The following is a 17,575-nucleotide window of genomic DNA, read 5'->3' as shown; positions in this document are numbered from 1 at the left end:
TGCTAACAATAACAATAGGATAGAGATTACACATGAAACTTCGTCATTCTGTTGCCTGCTGCATGCTCGCCCTTGGCACTTTGTCCGCAGCCCACGCCATCGCTCAACCCGCGAGCAATCAAGGTTATTACCGTGCGCCAGCATTGCATGACCAAACCTTAGTCTTTACGGCCGAAGGCGATCTTTGGACTCAAACGCTCGGGCAAAAGGCGGCGATGCGCCTGACCACTTTACCCGCCGAAGAGTTAGGTGCGGCCATCTCCGCCGATGGTAAATGGGTGGCCTATGTCGCCAATTATGAGGGCGCGAGTGAGGTTTATGTCATTCCTGTGGCGGGTGGTGTGGCCAAACGAGTGAGTTTCGAAAACAGCCGAGTGCGCGTGCAAGGCTGGACCGCAAAGGGCGAAGTGCTTTATTCCACCGACAGTGGCTTTGGCCCTGCGAACAATTGGATGTTGCGACTGGTTAACCCTGAGACCTTGGCGACGACTGACTTACCACTTGCGGACGCAGTAGAAGGGGTGGTCGATGCCAATAATCAATATGTGTACTTTACCCGTTTTGGCCTGCAGGTCACCGGCGACAACGCTAAGGTTTATCGCGGCGGCGCTAAGGGTGAGTTATGGCGCTTTAAACTCGGCGGCAAAGACGAGGCGCAGTTGCTCAGTGGTCAGCATCAAGGTTCGGTGCGTCAGCCTATGCTATGGCAAGACAGACTCTACTTTATCAGCGACAGCGATGGTAACGACAATCTCTGGTCCATGGCTCTGGATGGCAGTGACGCGAAACAGTTGACCCAATATAAAGATTGGCAAGTGCGCGGCGCGCGCATGGACCAAGGCAAAGTCGTGTTCCAGCAGGGCGCAGATATTCATGTTTTTGATATCGCCTCTGCCAAAGACTCATTATTAGATATTGAATTAACATCCGATTTTGCTCAACGCCGCGAGCATTGGGTAAAAGATCCTATGGATTATGCGACCTCAGCGAACCTTGCGCTTGCGGGTGATAAAGTGGTGATCACTGCCCGCAGCCATGTGGCGATTGCGGGAATTGATGGTTCACGTTTAGTGCAAGTGGCACTGCCTGGTACCTATCGCGTGCGCAATGCGATTATGAGTCAGGATGGTAAATCGGTTTATGCCATCAGCGACATGAGTGGTCAACAGGAAATTTGGCAATTTCCTGCCGATGGCAGCAGCGGCGCGAAGCAACTCACCAAAGATGGTCATACCTTAAGAATGACGCTGAGTCTGTCTAACGATGGTCGTTACCTTGCCCACGACGATAACGATGGCAATGTGTGGTTGCTGGATCTGAAGAAAAACTCCAATCAAAAAATCATCAGCAACGGTGAGGGACTCGGCCCCTATGCGGATATTCGCTGGTCGGCAGACAGTCGTTTTATCGCGTTAACTAAATCCGAAATCGGCAAGCAAAGGCCACAAATCGTGCTGTATTCTGTGGACGAAAATAAGGCTCAAACGCTCACTAGCGACAAGTATGAGTCCTATTCGCCGACCTTTAGTCGCGATGGCCAGTGGCTATATTTCCTCTCCAATCGCCAGTTTACTGCGACACCAAGCTCACCTTGGGGCGACCGCAATATGGGGCCAGTGTTTGATAAACGTAGCCAGATTTTTGCGATTGCCTTAGTGAAGAATGCCAAGTTCCCCTTTAGCAAACCCACAGAGCTGACGGCTAAGACGGCGGAAAAGGCAGACTCTAAAGATAAACCGACGCCGGTAAAAATTGATTGGGCGGGAATTGGCGAGCGTTTATGGCAAGTGCCTGTCGATTCAGGCAATTACAGCCAGTTAACTGCCATTGATGGTCGTCTCTATGTGCTCGACCAAGCGATTGGCGATGACACTGAGCCTAGCTTGATGACGATTAAGTTTAGCGAGCAGCGCCCTAAAGCCGAAGTGTTTGCCGAAGACGTGGCGAACTACAGTGTGTCCGCCGATGGTAGCAAGTTGTTGCTGCGCAAAAAAAGCAATGAAAAGTCGCTGCTGATCGTAGATGCGGGCGACAAGTTGGGGGATACCGAAAACGCCAAGGTGCAAACGGATCAGTGGCAATTAGCGATTTCACCCACCCTAGAATGGCAACAAATGTTTGAAGATGCTTGGTTAATGCACAGGGACTCCTTCTTCGATAAGAAGATGCGGGGCCTCGATTGGCAAGCGACCAAGGCCAAGTACCAACCGCTACTTGACCGTTTAACCGATCGTAACGAGTTAAACGATATCTTTATGCAGATGATGGGCGAGCTAGACTCGTTGCACTCGCAAGTGCGGGGTGGCGATCTGCCAAAAGACCCAGACGCGGCCAAAGGTGCGAGTTTAGGCGCTCGGCTACAACAAACTAACGATGGGGTAAAAATTGCCCATATCTATCGTAATGATCCTGAACTGCCAAGCCAGGCATCGCCCTTAAGCCGTATCGAAGTCGATGCGAAAGAAGACGATATGTTACTCGCCATCAATGGCACTCCTGTGACTAATGTGGCCGATGTGACTCGTTTATTGCGTAATCAGCAGGATAAGCAGGTATTACTCGAGCTTAAACGCGGCAGCCAAAACCATAAAACCGTGGTGATGCCGGTTAGCACTCAGGTCGATAGCCAATTACGTTACTTAGATTGGGTTAACCACAACGCAGGTGTCGTGACCGAGGCGAGTAAGGGCAAGATTGGTTACCTGCATTTATACGCCATGGGCGGCGGCGATATTGAGAGTTTTGCCCGTGAGTTTTACACCAATTACGACAAGGACGGTTTGATTATCGACGTGCGCCGTAACCGCGGTGGCAATATTGATAGTTGGATCATCGAAAAACTGTTACGCCGCGCTTGGGCATTCTGGCAGCCAACCCATGGCACGCCTAATACCAATATGCAGCAAACCTTCCGTGGCCATTTAGTGGTGTTAACCGACGAGCTAACGTACTCAGATGGTGAAACCTTCTCGGCGGGGATTAAGGCGCTGGGCATTGCTCCGCTCATTGGCAAGCAAACTGCGGGCGCTGGCGTGTGGTTATCGGGTCGTAACTCTCTCACAGATAAAGGTATGGCGCGGGTCGCCGAATATCCGCAATATGCGATGGATGGCCGCTGGGTACTCGAAGGACATGGGGTAACACCGGATATCGAGGTGGATAACTTACCCTTTGCGACCTTTAACGGCCACGATGCGCAGCTTGAAACGGCCATCAGCTATCTTAAGGATGAGTTGATTAAGCAGCCTATCCCCGCATTGAAGGCGCAGCCTATGCCGGCGAAAGGAATGGCAGAAGACATAAAAGCTAAGTAATTAGCTTAAAAAATAGAAATTTAACTAAGGTTTAAGTTAGCCAAGTTAAGCTGGCTTAGTTCAATGTTAGGGTGTTGTCTTGTGGTTCCCGAGACAACACCTTTTTTTATGCCCACTCATTAATGTTTTCGCTGGCATCAACATAGGCTTGCAGGGTGTTGACCTGTTGTTGATTGGCCATTTGCCCCACAGTTGCTGCCCGAGCGGAATCGTTGTGACTCAAATAGTAAGCCGTGGGAGCCGAAATCCCATCGTTCGTTCCCATCGCGATATTGACCATGTCCGATGCAACCTGATATCTCATTTTGGTCGCTTGAATATGGGCATATTGCTCAACACCCGCTTTCACTTTGCTTAAGTCTGGCGCATGAGGTTGTGGGATTGGGTCCACCTGCGACAGTTGTTTCGCTTCATTAGATAGGGTCACAGTACTCGCACTGGCGGGTGCGGCTGCTGCCGTACTCGTCGTGGTTGCTGCTGGCTGTTGATACGGGGTTGCAGTATTACGATAGGCTTGGATTTGCATAGCTTACCTAGAGTGTGAGCGTGCGATATGGCGTTATCATACGGTAACTGAGCTTGAGCTAAGCTGAACGGGTGGGGAAATAGGTCATCGGAGAGGGCAAGTTTATCGCGATAAACTTGCCCTAAATCGTTAAAACTTAATTTGAATGTCTGTCGCTAACGTATTGGCGATAAAGCAGTTTGCGTGTGCTTTTTCGTGAATTTTCTCAAGAGTCTCAGAAGAAACCTCGACACCTTCGGCAAACACTACCTTAGGATTTAAGACCATTTTTGTGACCGCAAGCTTGCCAGCCTCGTTTTTCCCTAGCTCAGCCGAAGCCTCGTCGACATAGGAGGCGACAGGGAGACGTTTAAGATGAGCGATGGCGAGGAAGGTCAACATATGACAGGAGGACAACGCCGCAAGCAGGCTTTCCTCTGGATTAACCAAGTGTTCATTGCCCTTGTACTCGGGGGCAGAAGATGCCTGAATCGTTTGACCGCTGCCAAACGTAATGCTGTGGTCACGGCAGAATTCGCCTTCTTCGGCTGGAGAGGTTTGCCAATTCACCGTTAAGTTAAAGCCCATGTTTTTCTCCTCATAGCAGGACATCAGGGCACTATAGCTTAGCTAAAAAGACTTCTCCAGCATGGGGCGCACAGTTTAGTGCGCCGCCTTTGAAACGACTTAGATCCCACCCGTTAACAGTAAGCTGCAAGTCAATACACTGCCGGTGACTATGCCGATGGGAAGATGGCGCGGGCTGTAGCTTAGGGTCAAAATCACTAACATCGCCGCCAGCGAGATGATCCCCATAAATAAAATGCTGCCATAGGCCCAACCTTGTCCCTGGGCGCAGGTGCTTAGGCTGATGATTAATAACAGCCAAGCAAACAGGGTTAACAGACGGCTCTGCCACTGTGATGGTGGGCGCTTAAACACATCCTTAAAATGGCCAAACTTGGCTAACGCAAACAGCGCAAGGGAGAGATAACTGAGCCCGAGAATGCCGAGCACTGGGATAAATTCTGGCATCATGATTTTGCTTCCTCCAAGGGAGACGACGAGGCAAGTTCGTTAGCATAACTCGGTTCAGGTTGTTTTCTCCTGACTTTTTCAACGGTTGTGGTATTTTTTCGACTCGGCTTTTGCAATGTTTTCACCACGGCCGAGAGTCGAGTGCTCGCAAAAAGCATGGCACAACCCAGTAACAGCGCGAGCACATCAAACCCAACCAGTGCCCATTGTTGGCTGCGGATATTATCAATTAAGTGGCTCGGAGACGTGGCCGCATTTAACAGCGGCAGTGCGCAATAAAGCGCTCCGATAAGCATCAAGGCGAATTGCCAATGGCGTCGGCTTCGACCGAAAAATGCCCATACGCCCATCACTCCTAAGGCGATAAAGAAACTGTGTACTTCCCAGGCTGATCGGGCGGCAAAATCCGTTGGTAATAGGCGGTTTGCATAGAAAAATGCCGCCGCGCCCAAGGGCAAGCCTAAGATAAACATGAAGTTTAATCCTTCGACTAAGCGCAGGCCACGGCTTGCTTTCTCGCCTTTATCGATTGCCTTTTGCTGTTTCTGGCGCAGACGAATCGCCCACATTAAGGTGCCCGTTGCGACCATGGCGCAGCCGAGTAAGCCGCAGAAGAAGAACAAAATACGCAGCAGTGGCGCGGCAAAACGCGCGGTGTGCAGTGACATCATAGTGTCGTAGGTCACGACGGTTGCCGACATCTCATGGGGGCTGGCGTACTTGAGTTCACCCGTGACACCGTTAAACACTAAGAGTGTTGATTCATCGGTGACGTCTTTACCGGTATTTTGGTAGAAGGTCACTTGGCTATTTTGATCTTTCGGATAGGAAACAATCACCTGCTTGATAGGTGCATCGCCCCATTCAGCTTGAACTTGCGGCAGCAGTTGGCTTAAGCGCACTTGCTCTGCCTGAATGCCCGAAGCTTTTTCTGTTTGTCTCGCCGGATTGAGTTCTTTTAAAAAGGCTTGATTATCCTCAGGATAAGCCGTGCTTACCGTCCATGGGATATAGATCAGCATTAAGGTGATGAGGCCAGTATAGGTGATCATTAAATGGTAGGGCAGGGCAATCACAGAGCTGACATTATGGGCATCTAACCAAGAGCGAGCGCCCTTGTTCTGACGAAAGCTAAACAAGTCTTTAAAGATACGCTTATGGATAACGATGCCGCTGATAAGGGCAATCAACATAAACATAGTGCAGACACCCACAATGTAGCGCGCCGTAATGGCTGGCATGTAGTGCAGGTCGAAATGTAAACGGTAGAAGAAGTCACCGCCGCGGCTATCGCGGACATCGGTGATCATGCCACTGCCATCGGTCTTGGTGACATGCTGCTCGATTTTGCCTCGGCGTTGACCCTTTTCAGGCGGCAGTTGCCACGCAAAGCTCAGCATGGGGCTTCTATCGGTTGGGAAATTGATTAACCAGCGTTGGGTTGTCGCAGCGGAATGCGCTTCAATATAGTCTTGGCCTTGGTCAAGCTGACTCGCTACTTGATTCGTTTGATAGTCTTGAAAGGCGCCGCGGTGGAGCTCTGGCTCGGCCCATAGGCTCATTTCATGGCGGAAATAACTCAGGCTACCAGCAAAAAAGATCAGCAGTAATACCCAGCACACGAGCAAACCTGCCCAAGTGTGCAGCCAGGAGAGGGTTCTAAAAAAAGTTTCTTTCATCTTACTGTCCACACACCTTAAGCAGAGCAAAACACAGGAGGCTAAATAGGCTTAAGTCACGCCATGCATGCCAGGTTTTACGCACACAGAAGGCGTAAATGATGGCGATGGCATAAAACAAAAAGGCCAGCATATTGGCGGTTAAGGTGCTTTCAAATCGAGACATTGGCAGGACTTGGGTCAACATACATGCTAGTGTTGCCGCAGCGATATAACCCGCTAATAAAGCGGCGCTGGCGCGCACAAACACCTGCAAACCAAATTGGGTCTGGTCTTGCTTAATCCAGCGAATGACGGCGTGAAAATAACTCGTCACAGCGGAAGCTGAGGCTGCCGATGTTGGTGTATTGGAAACTGGGATATGAGACATAAGTGCTGCTTATTTCAGTCAATATTAAAACCGTTATGGCGATGTGCCATATCATGCATACCACTCCATTGATTATTCTTATGCCTAACCCAGTCCACTTGGGTGCATGAGCAAAGGAGAGTCGCTACTCGGCTTGGAGTATAACCTAGTTTATTTAAATGATAAACAATATCATTTGCGTTTATCTGTGAGATCCCTAACGAATTTGTGACAGCGTAAACATCAGGTAGGAGTCGTTTAAGCGGCAAACATTTCATAATGTGCAATTTGTCACAAATGTTTGGTTTTATTGATGTGATTGATCTTGCTTGTTTAGAATTTGGTTAATTTTTATGCTGTCACTGTGAGCTTAATCAAAGCAGGCGTTCTGTGCTTTTGGCAAAATGCGGCGCAACTTTCACATGGAATCCGTTAGTGCGCCCTATGCAAACACATTCAAAAAATGGTGAAAAACACCTATCCGAAAACGCTATTCTCCTCTCGACGACCGATCTGAAAGGAAATATTAAGTATGTTAATCAGACTTTTTCGCAGATAAGTGAATATAGCGTTGCTGAATTGCAGGGGAGCCCGCATAACATAGTGCGCCATGGCGATATGCCATCAGCCGCCTTTAAAATGCTTTGGGAACGGATAAGAAGCGGCAAACCTTGGATGGGGATTGTCAAAAATAGAACAAAAAACGGTGGCTATTACTGGGTGAATGCCTACGTCGCCCCAGTGTACGAAAATGGCAAAATTCATGAATATCAATCCGTTCGCCGCCAAGCAACGCCAGAACAAATCAAGGCGGCCGAGGAAATCTATCAAGGGATCAATCAAGGACAACAGCCCAAGGCGCTGAAAAAAGACCGCTTAGGATTTCGCGGAAAAATACTCATGGCGATGTTGTTTACCATCGCTCTAACCGCCTACTTGGCAACGTATTCGCCCATTTTAGCCGCCCTTGCTGGTGGACTGCTTGCTTTGGGTCTGTGGTACATGCTCATGCAACCCTTTCAGGCATTAGTGCAGGTGGCCAGCAATATTATCGATGATCCCGTTGCTATGGGGGTTTACACCGGCAGACAAGATGAAATCGGTAAGCTAGATCTGGCGCTGCGTTTTTTGATCACTGAAATTGGCGGCGTAGTGGGCCGAATGGCGGATTCTGCCAGTGAGATCCAAGAGCAGAGCGTGAATCTGAAACAAACCATCACCAATACGTGGGAACATGCCGATAGCCAGAGCGCGCAAACCACACAGGCGGCAACGGCGATGGAGCAAATGAGCGCCAGCTTTGCGGAGGTAACGGATAATACCCATCGCACCGCATCCGAGATGGTTTCTAGCCATGAGGCGGCGCAGCGCGGTCATTCACGGCTTGAAACCGTTATCGAGGCGATACATCAGCTGAGTGTGCAGGTGAGCCATTTCTCCGATGTGGTGCAAACGATTGAGCAGGACAGCCAAGCGATTCATCAAGTGCTAGAAGTGATCCGCGCGATTGCCGATCAAACCAATTTGTTAGCGCTGAATGCCGCGATTGAAGCGGCGCGGGCAGGGGAAAGCGGTCGCGGTTTTGCGGTCGTTGCCGATGAAGTCCGGCAGTTATCTAGCCGAACCAGCCAGTCGACCTCACAAATTGAGCTGATTGTAAGCCGCTTTAAAGACAGCACACAAAAAGCAACCTCAACCATGACGGCCGGACAGGAACAGGTCAAGCGCTCTGTGTCCTTGGCGCAGGATGCCAGCATTGCCTTTGGCGAGTTGTTATCTTCTATCGCGCGCATCAACTCCTTAAGTGATGACAATGCCGCAGCCATGACGCAGCAGGCATCGGTGGCAGCGGAAATCAGCCGAGCCATCCATGTGATCAGCGATTTGGCGCAGCAGAGTTTAGAGCAGACACAGGATGCGGCGGCGAGGGGCGATCAGGTTTCGCGCTTATCCACTAAAACCCACCATCTGTCACAGCAATTTTGGCAGCAGAGCGTACAACGTAAGTATTAACCTTTGTTATTTGACTGGTTGGTTTATTTTTTTGTTGCTGATTATAAATCAACCAGTTAGCTGTTTTTTAAGTTCCCTTCGCGTGTCATTTCTTTGATAAGTCTCACATTTAGCGACTGCTAATACCCGTTTAGCTCGAAATATTTGCCGAGGGGGCTTGTGTTTTATTTGCCATGCCCCAAGCTCTAATAGTGAAGCGAAAAAAAGTAAAGACACTAAAAGGGACACCCTATGAAAATTAATCTTTCTGGTCACCATGTCGATGTTACTGATTCTGTAAAAGAACACGTTAACGAAAAGTTTTCTAAAATCGCCACTCATTTCCCCACACTCATCGGCCTCGATATCATTATTGCTAAGGAGCATGGCGAGTTTCAGGTTGAAATTCGAACAAATTACGAGGGTAGTCGCATCTCAGCATCGGGTACGGATGAAATCATGTATCCCGCGATTGCCGCCGCAGCCAAAAAACTGGATGCAGCACTAAAACACCGTAAGGGTCAGTTAAAGGCAGACTTACATGAAAAGCCAACCTGCACTACGGCACCTATCGCCCATGAAATTATCCAAGAGATGGATTTGCGCTAGGATTAAGCCTTAGGATGCAATAAAAAAGGGCCAATTGGCCCTTTTTTATTGGCTACGATTTGTCTTAAACCAAATGGCTAAGGCAAAATATTTAGAGCCTGGCATTTATAAGCCAATCCTTAGACTTGCCGCATTTCTTAAATCAAAGAGAGCTGCAACCCCTTAAGCACGGCTTGGGTGCGGTCACGGCAATCGAGTTTAGCCAATATGGTGGATACATGGTTTTTGACCGTGCCTTCGGCCAAAAACACTGCATTGGCAATTTCTTTATTGGAAAATCCCCCCGCCATAAAACCTAAGATCTCCCGCTCGCGTTGGGATAATAAGTCGTGAGTCTGGCCGCTTTGCGCTGTTGCAGAGGATTGCTGCATCTGTTCTAACACTGATGGTTCAATCAAGTGTCCGCCCTGAGCCACGGTTTCGATGGCCTCAAGTAATTTATCCAGAGAGACATCTTTCAATAAGAAGCCATTCGCGCCCGCCTGCAGGCTATTTAAAAACAGTTCACTGTCATCAAAGGTGGTTAACATAATGACTGGTATGGGGTTTTGTGCAGCGCGAAGCTGTTTTAGCAGACTGATACCATCGAGCACAGGCATGCGTATATCGCTTAAAAGCACATCTACGGCATCGGTTTGCAGCCGTTTTAGCGCCTCTTGACCATTCTCGGCCTGCCAGCTCACCTCAATATGCTGTGAGATGGCAATCAAGCTGGCGATACCCTGACGCACAAGCTGCTGATCTTCCACTAATCCTACTCTGATTGGGCGAGCGGTGGGTTGACCATAGGTTGTGACTTTATGCTGAGATTCCATGGGGGATTCATTCCTTGATTAAGCGTGTCGGTTTACATGACGCATTACAATGCGTTGCCGCGCGGTAGACGAATCATTAGCGAGCAGCCTTGAGTACGCGAATTATCTACGCCTGCGTGATTAGCTTGCAAACGCGCACTGCCGTGAAAGGGGGATAACCTTTCTTGCATGCTACTTAGCCCAACGCCCTGAGAGGGGCTTTGGCTAATTCCTTGGCCATTATCTTTAAGGCAAATGATAAGCTCCGCCAGCTCCTCTTGCATCGACAGCGTGAGTTGATTGGCATGGCCATGGCGCACTGCATTACTGATCCCCTCCTGCAGCACGAGCAATAAGGCTTGTGCCAGTTCAGTCGACTGGAGCGGCATTAACGATTCGTACCGCAAGCTAACATTGGGCAAACGGCTTGCAATGGCATCGAGCGGCGGCGTTAAATCGAGACCAATATTCACCCGCTGCGCCCGAACCACGGCGCGGATGCTCTCTAATAATTCCTTGGCAAGCGATTTACTCTGATTGACTGTGGGTTTGAGTTCCGTAGGCGCTTGATGACTTAAGAGCTCAAGTTGTAATGATAATGCCGTGAGCTGGTGGCCGAGAATATCGTGCAGATCCCGTGAGATCCTCAACCTTTCTTGCTGCTCGCTCGTTTGACTCAGTAAGGCTCTGGTGGCGATAAGTTGTTGGTTAAGTTGTTCCTGTATCCGGCGAGACTCGCGCTCGGATAATCTCGCTTGGCTACTGCTGTAGGCAAACAGTTGAAACCCCATATAAATAAGCACATTAATCATCACACTGTTTGAGGTTTGGGTGTGCAGGATCAGGTAATAACCAAGATTGGCCAATAAGATCTGTACTATTGCGACGCGGCGATTAAAAAATTCTGGCAAGAGCGAGGCCCAAATCACCAGCAGAATGGGGAGCAATGGATGTTGACTCAACAGCATCAATCCGAAGACGCTGCCGATGAGTGCGGTACTTAACAGCCTGCTCAGATTGAGGTTTTTTCGGGGAAAGTCATGTGTCGTTAATAATAAGAAGAGCAAGATAAACAAGGAATACAGGGTGATATGGCTAAAGGTCGCGAGTGTGGGGAGCTTTGCTTGCATATCCTGATTGAGCCCTAGCCAAGCAACTAGCGCCCAGGTGAGGCTGCCTGCGCCAATCAGCATATTTTCTGCTCTGATTAATCGATTTCCCTGCACTGATTGGTTTCCTTTTATTCATGTTGCACCCATTCTAAGGCAAGAATGCAATAAGTCACTAAACCACTAAACCACTGTGGCAAAGATGACACAGTTTCAGCGTCAGTGGCCTCATAAGCAATTTGATTTATTTCATTAAATTGTCATCAAACTTGGCTTGATCTTCTTAAGCTGCTGGCATAATTTGGCTTTATGCACAAATTTGCCGTTTACTTCACCCACACTACGACCACAACTGCTTCGGCGGTGCGTGCGTAGCGATTTGTGCTTAAAAGAATCGATTACTCAACCCCGCCCAAAGTGGCGGGGTTGTTTTTTCCGTCTTTTGGGCAATAATGCTGGAGAATGTGATGGATAACATGAGCTTGCCTAAAACTGCGCTGTTAATTATTGATATGCAGCAGGGACTGTTTTACGCCGATGCGCCGCTCTTTAATCGGGAACAGGTGCTAAATAATATCAATCTGTTAATTGCCAATGCCCGCGAGGTAGGAGCACCGATTTGGGCGGTTCGCCATACCGGGCCGGAAGGTTCACCCATTGCTGCCGGAACGGCAAATTGGCAATTGATTGAATCCTTAGCGATTAATCCGCAGCTGGATAATATCTTTGATAAAACTAAGCCAAGTTGTTTTTATCAAACCGGATTTGCAGAGGCGTTAACCCATGAGGGGATCAGCGAGCTGGTGATAGTGGGGATGAAAACCCAGTATTGTATCGATACCAATTGCCGGATTGCGGCTGAACTTGGCTGGCAGGTGGTGTTAGCCGACGATGCGCACACTTGTATGGATACGGCGCAGCTCTCGGCTGAGGCGATTATTGCTCACCACAATGCCACGCTCCAAGGCGCCTTTGTGCGTTTATCTAAGAGTGCGGATATCGTATTTCGTTAATGCCCACAAACAAAAACGCAGCCCTTAGGCTGCGTTTTTTGATATCAGAATCAACTTATTCTTGAATGTCTGCGTTGTGATACACGTTTTGTACGTCGTCACAGTCTTCTAATGCGGCAATAAACTTATCGAATGTTGCAACATCTTCGCCTGACACTGGGGTCATGTTTTGTGGTACGAAGGTGATGTTTTCCACTTCGAAGTTGATGTCTGGCATCGCATCGGTCAGTGCAGTTTTCACTTTGAAGAACTCAGTGTGCGGCGCGATAACGCTGATCATACCGTTTTCCACTTCGACGTCGTTTACATCGGCATCGGCCATCATCAGGATCTCGAGGATGGCATCTTCGTCTTCACCTGGGAATACGAAAACGGCAGACTGGTCAAACATGTGACCCACAGTGCCTGGGGTGCCGAGTTTAGCATCGTTCTTCACGAAGGCTTGACGCACTTCGGTGAAGGTACGTTTTACGTTGTCGGTTAAGCAGTCCACGATAACCATGCAGTTACCTGGGCCGAAACCTTCGTAACGCGCAGTATCATAATCTTCACCGCCGCCACCTTTGGCTTTATCGATTGCACGTTCGATAACGTGTGCTGGCACTTGGTCTTTCTTAGCGCGTTCGATTAAACGGCGAAGTGATAAGTTGCCGTCTGGCTCAACGCCACCTTGCTTGGCGACTACGTAAATTTCTTTACCGTAGCGCGAGTAAAGGCGGGTTTTCTGGCCAGCTGTTTTCGCCATGGATTCTTTACGGTTTTGATATGCTCTGCCCATCTTGATCTCGTTAGCTCAAAAAAATTGCGCCGATATTAGCAGTTTTAAGTCTGATTGTGCAGTCACTCTCGCGGGAATTATTGCGGATAAAGCGATGGATACCACATTTTAAGATGGCATTTATTGCTGACACTTTTGGCTTGGGGAAATAGGCAATTCGGTTATATCTATACTAAGGTCTAATGCCATAAGCGCGATAGAGTGCTGATGATAGCAAGATAGTTTATATTTCCTATGGGCGAATAGTTCAATTTAGTCAGAGGGATAGACTCACTATATCGTTCTCGATCTTGCCTATTTCGCAAAGCTTTGCGAATCGAATGGCAAAGGATAGCCAGTGAATGTCCGCTTCTCTCACTCCCCTAGTGCGTGTATTCAGTGAGAAACATTATGGAATTACAACATAAAGTCGCCATTGCGCTCAGCTTTGTTTTAGTCGTACTCAGTAGCCTCCTTCTCAACGCGATAGCACTGTCCGGTTTCACGCAGGCGCTGATCTTGGGGGGAATTGTCTGTGCTTGGGTGCTGTGGATAGTGCAGCGCTTAGTAAGCCATTACACGCCAAAATCTGAGCAAGTGACGAAGGCATTCAAATCAGTTAACTCGCCAGAGCATGAGATCAGCGTGCAAACCAGTAAGATTGCGATTGGCTCGGCCGAGGTGTCGCATTTTATTGACCTATTGAATAAATCCATCGAGTCCAATGGCGAACATGCCAGTGCCATTGCGGTGGCGGCGTCACAGTTAAGCCATACCACGGCGCTGTTAGGAGACAATGCCACGCATATTTTAGGGCAAACTCAAGAGGCGGAGCGTTTAAGTGTGCAGGGGCGTACCCAAGCACAAAAAGGCGTATCGGCGATTGAATCCCTCAGTGGCGACATCAATACTGCCGCACAGCAGGTGCAAGCGCTAAAATCTAAAGCCGAACAAATTCAAAAAATTACCGAGGTGATTAACTCGGTTGCCGAGCAAACGAATTTACTCGCCCTCAATGCCGCCATTGAGGCCGCTCGGGCGGGAGAGCAGGGGCGTGGCTTTGCCGTGGTCGCCGATGAGGTCCGCAGCCTTGCGGGCAAAACGGCGGGCGCAACCAAAGATATTGGCAAGATGCTGCTCGAGATCCGTGCCGAAACCGATAAAACCTCGGGACTGATGGAGCGGGTAGTCTCGCAAACCGCCGATGTGGTGATGGCAATGGGGACGCTCGATGGCCACTTTACCGACATTTCGACATCCGTTACCCATTCGGCGCGGGCTCTGGGTGAGATGGAAGATTCACTCAAACAATATAACCACACCACCAATGAGATAAGTGGTTCGGTGAGCCAGATCCGCGACTCCCTTAACGTCACAGGCAAGCAAAGCCACAAACTCTCGGAGCAGGCGTTTACTCTGTCTTTAACTACCGAAGGTATTTTCAGAGCCCTAGCGAATTGGGATACCCATACCTTTGACCAACAAGTGTTATTACTCGCCATTGAAGCCGCTAAAGCCTGTGGCGAAAAACTCTCCCAGGGATTAGCGAATCGTAGTTTTACCGAGACTGAGTTGTTTAATCCACAATATCAACCAATTGCGAATACCCAACCACAAAAGTACAGCACGGCCTTTGACCGCTATACCGATCAACATTTTCCTGCCATACAAGAGCCAATCCTCGCCAAGCACAGTGAGATAGTGTATGCCGGCGCCGTGGATAGAAAAGGTTATTTCCCAACCCACAATAAGCGCTTTAGCCAAGCCTTAACCGGTAAGGTGGAAATTGATATGGTGCATAATCGCACTAAGCGTTTGTTTAACGACCCGACCGGAATACGCTGCGGCGCCCATACTGAGCCTGTGCTGCTGCAAACCTATAAGCGAGATACCGGGGAAGTGATGCATGATTTGTCCGTCCCGATTTATGTCAATGGCAAACATTGGGGCGGTTTTAGGGTCGGATTTAAGGCGAAATCTTAATTAGTGTGTTTATTCTAAATTTGTTGCATAACGACGCAGAATAAAATGTTGACTAGTTGTGATCTTTGGCGCGTATTTGCTTAACAGAATAGAAATAGTTTGGCATCTATTTGCCGAAGTGCTTAAATAACTGGATATTCATGGCGCTAAGATTTTCCTAAGGGTTGTATTTAGGCTTGTCGCATGATGTTTTTATAGTTTTTTGATTTTAAAAGGTAAAATGCATCTTGGAGTTTTGTTGTTATAAGAGATGAAGGGAGACTCTTGCCACTTTGATCGATAGCAGTAGATTCTGCTTAATGTGAGTTAAAAGTTATGCAAGCAACACAAGCGACAGTTACCGTTTTGTATTATGACGCGCCAGTCGGGTTAATTATGCACAACGCGGTGTTAGAAGGTTTACCTGTGAGCGATTCCGGTCGTGTGATGATACCTGCGAGTTTTCGTAAGGGAAAATCCATCATCGCCGTGCTTGAAGGTGAGTGTAAAATATTGAACTCACTCGGTGAGCGGGTATTTGCGCAGGCTAATATAGGTTAATAAAAACGAAAAATAGCACTGGCAACACTTGAAACTTAAAGGACGATAAGTGGATTTATCGTCCTTTTGCGTTTTTGGGGCTGCCTAACTAAGCACGCCGTTTTTATCTGCAGACATCATCAAACAATTTATCGGCCAATTGCTGCAGGATTTCCGCCTGCGGATGGGTATGGGCAAAGGTTCTTAACCCATAAATGCCCATCATCAAGTATTGCGCCCGCTGCTCACTGTTAAGCTCGCCTTGCAACATCCCTTGGGAGGCTGCTAATTCAAATTGTGCCATCAGCGCATTCTGCCAAAGCATGAGGTTTTGACTGATAATGTTTTGGATTTCATCATCTTGCTCTGCAATTTCATTTAAGGCTTTTGTGAGCAAACAAGCTTGCTGGCTATCACAACTTAAACATTCGACCACGATATTGTCTAAGTAGGTCTTTAAATTCCCCAGCACGGGCCGGCTATTGGAGAAGATAAGCTTGAACTGCTCGTTTCTATCCTGCTGATATTGCTCGATGGCGGCGATCAGCAATCCACGCTTATTGCTAAAGGCACAATAAATGGAGCCGGGATGTAACCCCGTTGCTTGGGTCAGATCCTGCATGCTGGTTTTGGTGTATCCCTTGTGCATAAAGGCGGCCATCGCCCCCCTGAGCACCTGCGCCCTATCAAACTCTGCGTTTCGCATTGCAATCTCACCTCTCACGGATACTTGGGCTGATTCTAACTAATTTTGAACAAACATTCAAAAATGTTCTTGAATGATCGTTCAAATAAGAATATCTTGAATGCACATTCAAGAATGGGGCAACACCAATGACGATTGAACATGCAGCGAATTCCGTGGGTAATTTATTCGATACCTACAAACTTAATGACACTATTACCTTAAAAAACCGTATTTTAATGGCGCCATTAACGCGCTGTATGGCCGATGCGGATTTAGTGCCGACCGATGACATGGTGGCTTACTATGCTCGCCGCGCCGAAGCGGGATTGATTATCTCCGAAGCGACGATCATTCGCCCTGATGGTCAAGGTTACCCAAATACGCCCGGCATTTTTAATCAAGCGCAGATCGCCGGTTGGCGTAAAGTGACCGATGCTGTGCATGCCAACGGTGGCAAGATTTTTGTGCAGTTATGGCATACTGGCCGTGTCGCGCACCCACATTTCTTCGGTGGCGGCGATGTACTGGCGCCTTCGGCTGAAAAAGTAGAGGGCAGTGTGCCCAGAATGCGCGAGCTGACCTATGTCACTCCAAAAGCGGCAACTCTTGAAGATATTCAGGGCTTAGTCCGCGGTTATGCTAAAGCGGCCGAAAACGCGATTGAAGCCGGATTCGACGGGGTTGAGATCCACGGTGCAAACGGATATTTAATCGATGCATTCTTACACCATGACAGCAACCGTCGTACCGATGAATACGGCGGTACACCTGCCAATATGTCACGCTTTGCCTTAGAAGTGGTTGATGCGATTGCGGCGCGTATTGGTAAAGACAGAACCGGTCTTCGAATTTCTCCCGGCGCCTATTTCAATATGGCTGCCGATAACCGTGACCGCGCCGTGTTTGATTACCTGTTACCTGAGCTTGAAAAACGTGAACTGGCCTTTGTGCATATCGGTATCTTCGACGACAGCATGGAGTTTGATTACTTAGATGGCCGTGTTTCTAGCTATGTGCGTGCTAACTATGGCAAAACCTTAGTGGGTGTCGGTGGTTACAGCGCCCAATCGGCAAGTGAAGCGATTGCCGCCGATAAGTTTGATTTAATTGCGATTGGTCGCCCCTTTATTGCCAACCCAGATTATGTGGCAAGAGTGCGCCAAGGTCATGAATTGGTGACCTATAGCGATGAAATGCTGGCAAGCTTGGTGTAACTCAGAGCAGCA

Annotated in this window: 16 protein-coding genes; 7 read left to right on the top strand and 9 right to left on the bottom strand. The window is 48.6% G+C overall.

All coding sequences use genetic code 11. The features are described 5' to 3' along the window. The first annotated feature begins 32 nt into the window (after nucleotides 1–32). Nucleotides 33–3,314 carry a S41 family peptidase gene (locus M0415_RS08025; protein ID WP_088210793.1) on the top strand — a complete coding sequence of 1,094 codons (3,282 nt, stop codon included), beginning with the start codon at nucleotides 33–35 and terminating at the stop codon, nucleotides 3,312–3,314. A 106-nt stretch (nucleotides 3,315–3,420) separates the two neighbouring features. Here the strand turns inward: M0415_RS08025 and M0415_RS08020 are convergent, their stop codons facing one another. The 5 genes from M0415_RS08020 to M0415_RS08000 all read right to left on the bottom strand — a co-directional run bounded on the left by M0415_RS08020 (nucleotide 3,421) and on the right by M0415_RS08000 (nucleotide 6,906). After that, the gene (locus M0415_RS08020; RefSeq protein ID WP_249554442.1) at nucleotides 3,421–3,840 is read right to left on the bottom strand and encodes a hypothetical protein; all 420 of its coding nucleotides are present in this window, start codon (nucleotides 3,838–3,840) and stop codon (nucleotides 3,421–3,423) included. 129 nt (nucleotides 3,841–3,969) lie between these two features. Continuing rightward, entirely contained in the window at nucleotides 3,970–4,407 is a 438-nt protein-coding gene (locus M0415_RS08015) for an OsmC family protein (RefSeq protein WP_249554444.1), read from the bottom strand. Nucleotides 4,408–4,506: 99 nt separating this feature from the next. Then, complete coding sequence (locus tag M0415_RS08010) at nucleotides 4,507–4,857, bottom strand: DUF3325 domain-containing protein (protein WP_011621934.1); 351 nt, start codon at nucleotides 4,855–4,857, stop codon at nucleotides 4,507–4,509. Continuing rightward, the gene (locus tag M0415_RS08005) at nucleotides 4,854–6,536 is read right to left on the bottom strand and encodes a PepSY-associated TM helix domain-containing protein (RefSeq protein WP_249554446.1); all 1,683 of its coding nucleotides are present in this window, start codon (nucleotides 6,534–6,536) and stop codon (nucleotides 4,854–4,856) included. The genes M0415_RS08010 and M0415_RS08005 overlap by 4 nt, the downstream gene beginning before the upstream one ends. 1 nt (nucleotide 6,537) lies before the next feature. After that, entirely contained in the window at nucleotides 6,538–6,906 is a 369-nt protein-coding gene (locus M0415_RS08000; RefSeq protein ID WP_249554448.1) for a DUF3649 domain-containing protein, read from the bottom strand. Nucleotides 6,907–7,329: 423 nt separating this feature from the next. On the opposite strand from M0415_RS08000, the gene M0415_RS07995 reads away from it, so the two are divergent. After that, nucleotides 7,330–8,898, top strand: coding sequence for a methyl-accepting chemotaxis protein (locus tag M0415_RS07995; protein ID WP_249554450.1), 1,569 nt, complete (start codon nucleotides 7,330–7,332; stop codon nucleotides 8,896–8,898). A 231-nt stretch (nucleotides 8,899–9,129) separates the two neighbouring features. Beyond that, a complete protein-coding gene (gene hpf / locus M0415_RS07990; protein WP_011716246.1) occupies nucleotides 9,130–9,486 on the top strand; it encodes a ribosome hibernation-promoting factor, HPF/YfiA family in 357 nt (118 codons plus the stop codon). A gap of 137 nt (nucleotides 9,487–9,623) precedes the next feature. On the opposite strand, the gene M0415_RS07985 is transcribed toward hpf, so the two are convergent. Next, entirely contained in the window at nucleotides 9,624–10,301 is a 678-nt protein-coding gene (locus tag M0415_RS07985; protein ID WP_249554452.1) for a response regulator transcription factor, read from the bottom strand. A 44-nt stretch (nucleotides 10,302–10,345) separates the two neighbouring features. Then, complete coding sequence (locus tag M0415_RS07980; protein WP_249554454.1) at nucleotides 10,346–11,506, bottom strand: sensor histidine kinase; 1,161 nt, start codon at nucleotides 11,504–11,506, stop codon at nucleotides 10,346–10,348. A 350-nt stretch (nucleotides 11,507–11,856) separates the two neighbouring features. On the opposite strand from M0415_RS07980, the gene M0415_RS07975 reads away from it, so the two are divergent. Next, a complete protein-coding gene (locus M0415_RS07975) occupies nucleotides 11,857–12,402 on the top strand; it encodes a cysteine hydrolase family protein (RefSeq protein ID WP_249554455.1) in 546 nt (181 codons plus the stop codon). A 55-nt stretch (nucleotides 12,403–12,457) separates the two neighbouring features. Here M0415_RS07975 and M0415_RS07970 read toward each other — a convergent pair whose 3' ends face one another. Then, nucleotides 12,458–13,180, bottom strand: a complete 723-nt coding sequence (locus M0415_RS07970; RefSeq protein WP_011716250.1) for a YebC/PmpR family DNA-binding transcriptional regulator — start codon at nucleotides 13,178–13,180, stop codon at nucleotides 12,458–12,460. A 390-nt stretch (nucleotides 13,181–13,570) separates the two neighbouring features. Here M0415_RS07970 and M0415_RS07965 point away from each other — a divergent pair, with 390 nt between their 5' ends. Next, nucleotides 13,571–15,142, top strand: coding sequence for a methyl-accepting chemotaxis protein (locus M0415_RS07965; RefSeq protein WP_249554457.1), 1,572 nt, complete (start codon nucleotides 13,571–13,573; stop codon nucleotides 15,140–15,142). 315 nt (nucleotides 15,143–15,457) lie between these two features. Further along, nucleotides 15,458–15,682 (top strand): TIGR02922 family protein, encoded by a 225-nt coding sequence (locus M0415_RS07960; protein ID WP_011621944.1) that lies wholly within the window; start codon nucleotides 15,458–15,460, stop codon nucleotides 15,680–15,682. Nucleotides 15,683–15,785: 103 nt separating this feature from the next. On the opposite strand, the gene M0415_RS07955 is transcribed toward M0415_RS07960, so the two are convergent. Beyond that, nucleotides 15,786–16,367: a TetR/AcrR family transcriptional regulator gene (locus M0415_RS07955; protein WP_249554459.1), complete on the bottom strand. Its 582-nt coding sequence runs from the start codon at nucleotides 16,365–16,367 to the stop codon at nucleotides 15,786–15,788. Nucleotides 16,368–16,495: 128 nt separating this feature from the next. Here M0415_RS07955 and M0415_RS07950 point away from each other — a divergent pair, with 128 nt between their 5' ends. Next, nucleotides 16,496–17,563 (top strand): alkene reductase, encoded by a 1,068-nt coding sequence (locus M0415_RS07950; protein WP_249554461.1) that lies wholly within the window; start codon nucleotides 16,496–16,498, stop codon nucleotides 17,561–17,563. Nucleotides 17,564–17,575 lie beyond the last annotated feature (12 nt).

The sequence above is a fragment of the Shewanella sp. 10B genome (genome assembly GCF_023475885.1).
GTDB classification, from domain to species: domain Bacteria; phylum Pseudomonadota; class Gammaproteobacteria; order Enterobacterales; family Shewanellaceae; genus Shewanella; species Shewanella mangrovisoli.
The sequence above is the reverse complement of the archived record's forward strand: the minus strand, read 5'-3'. Positions and strand labels throughout refer to the sequence as shown.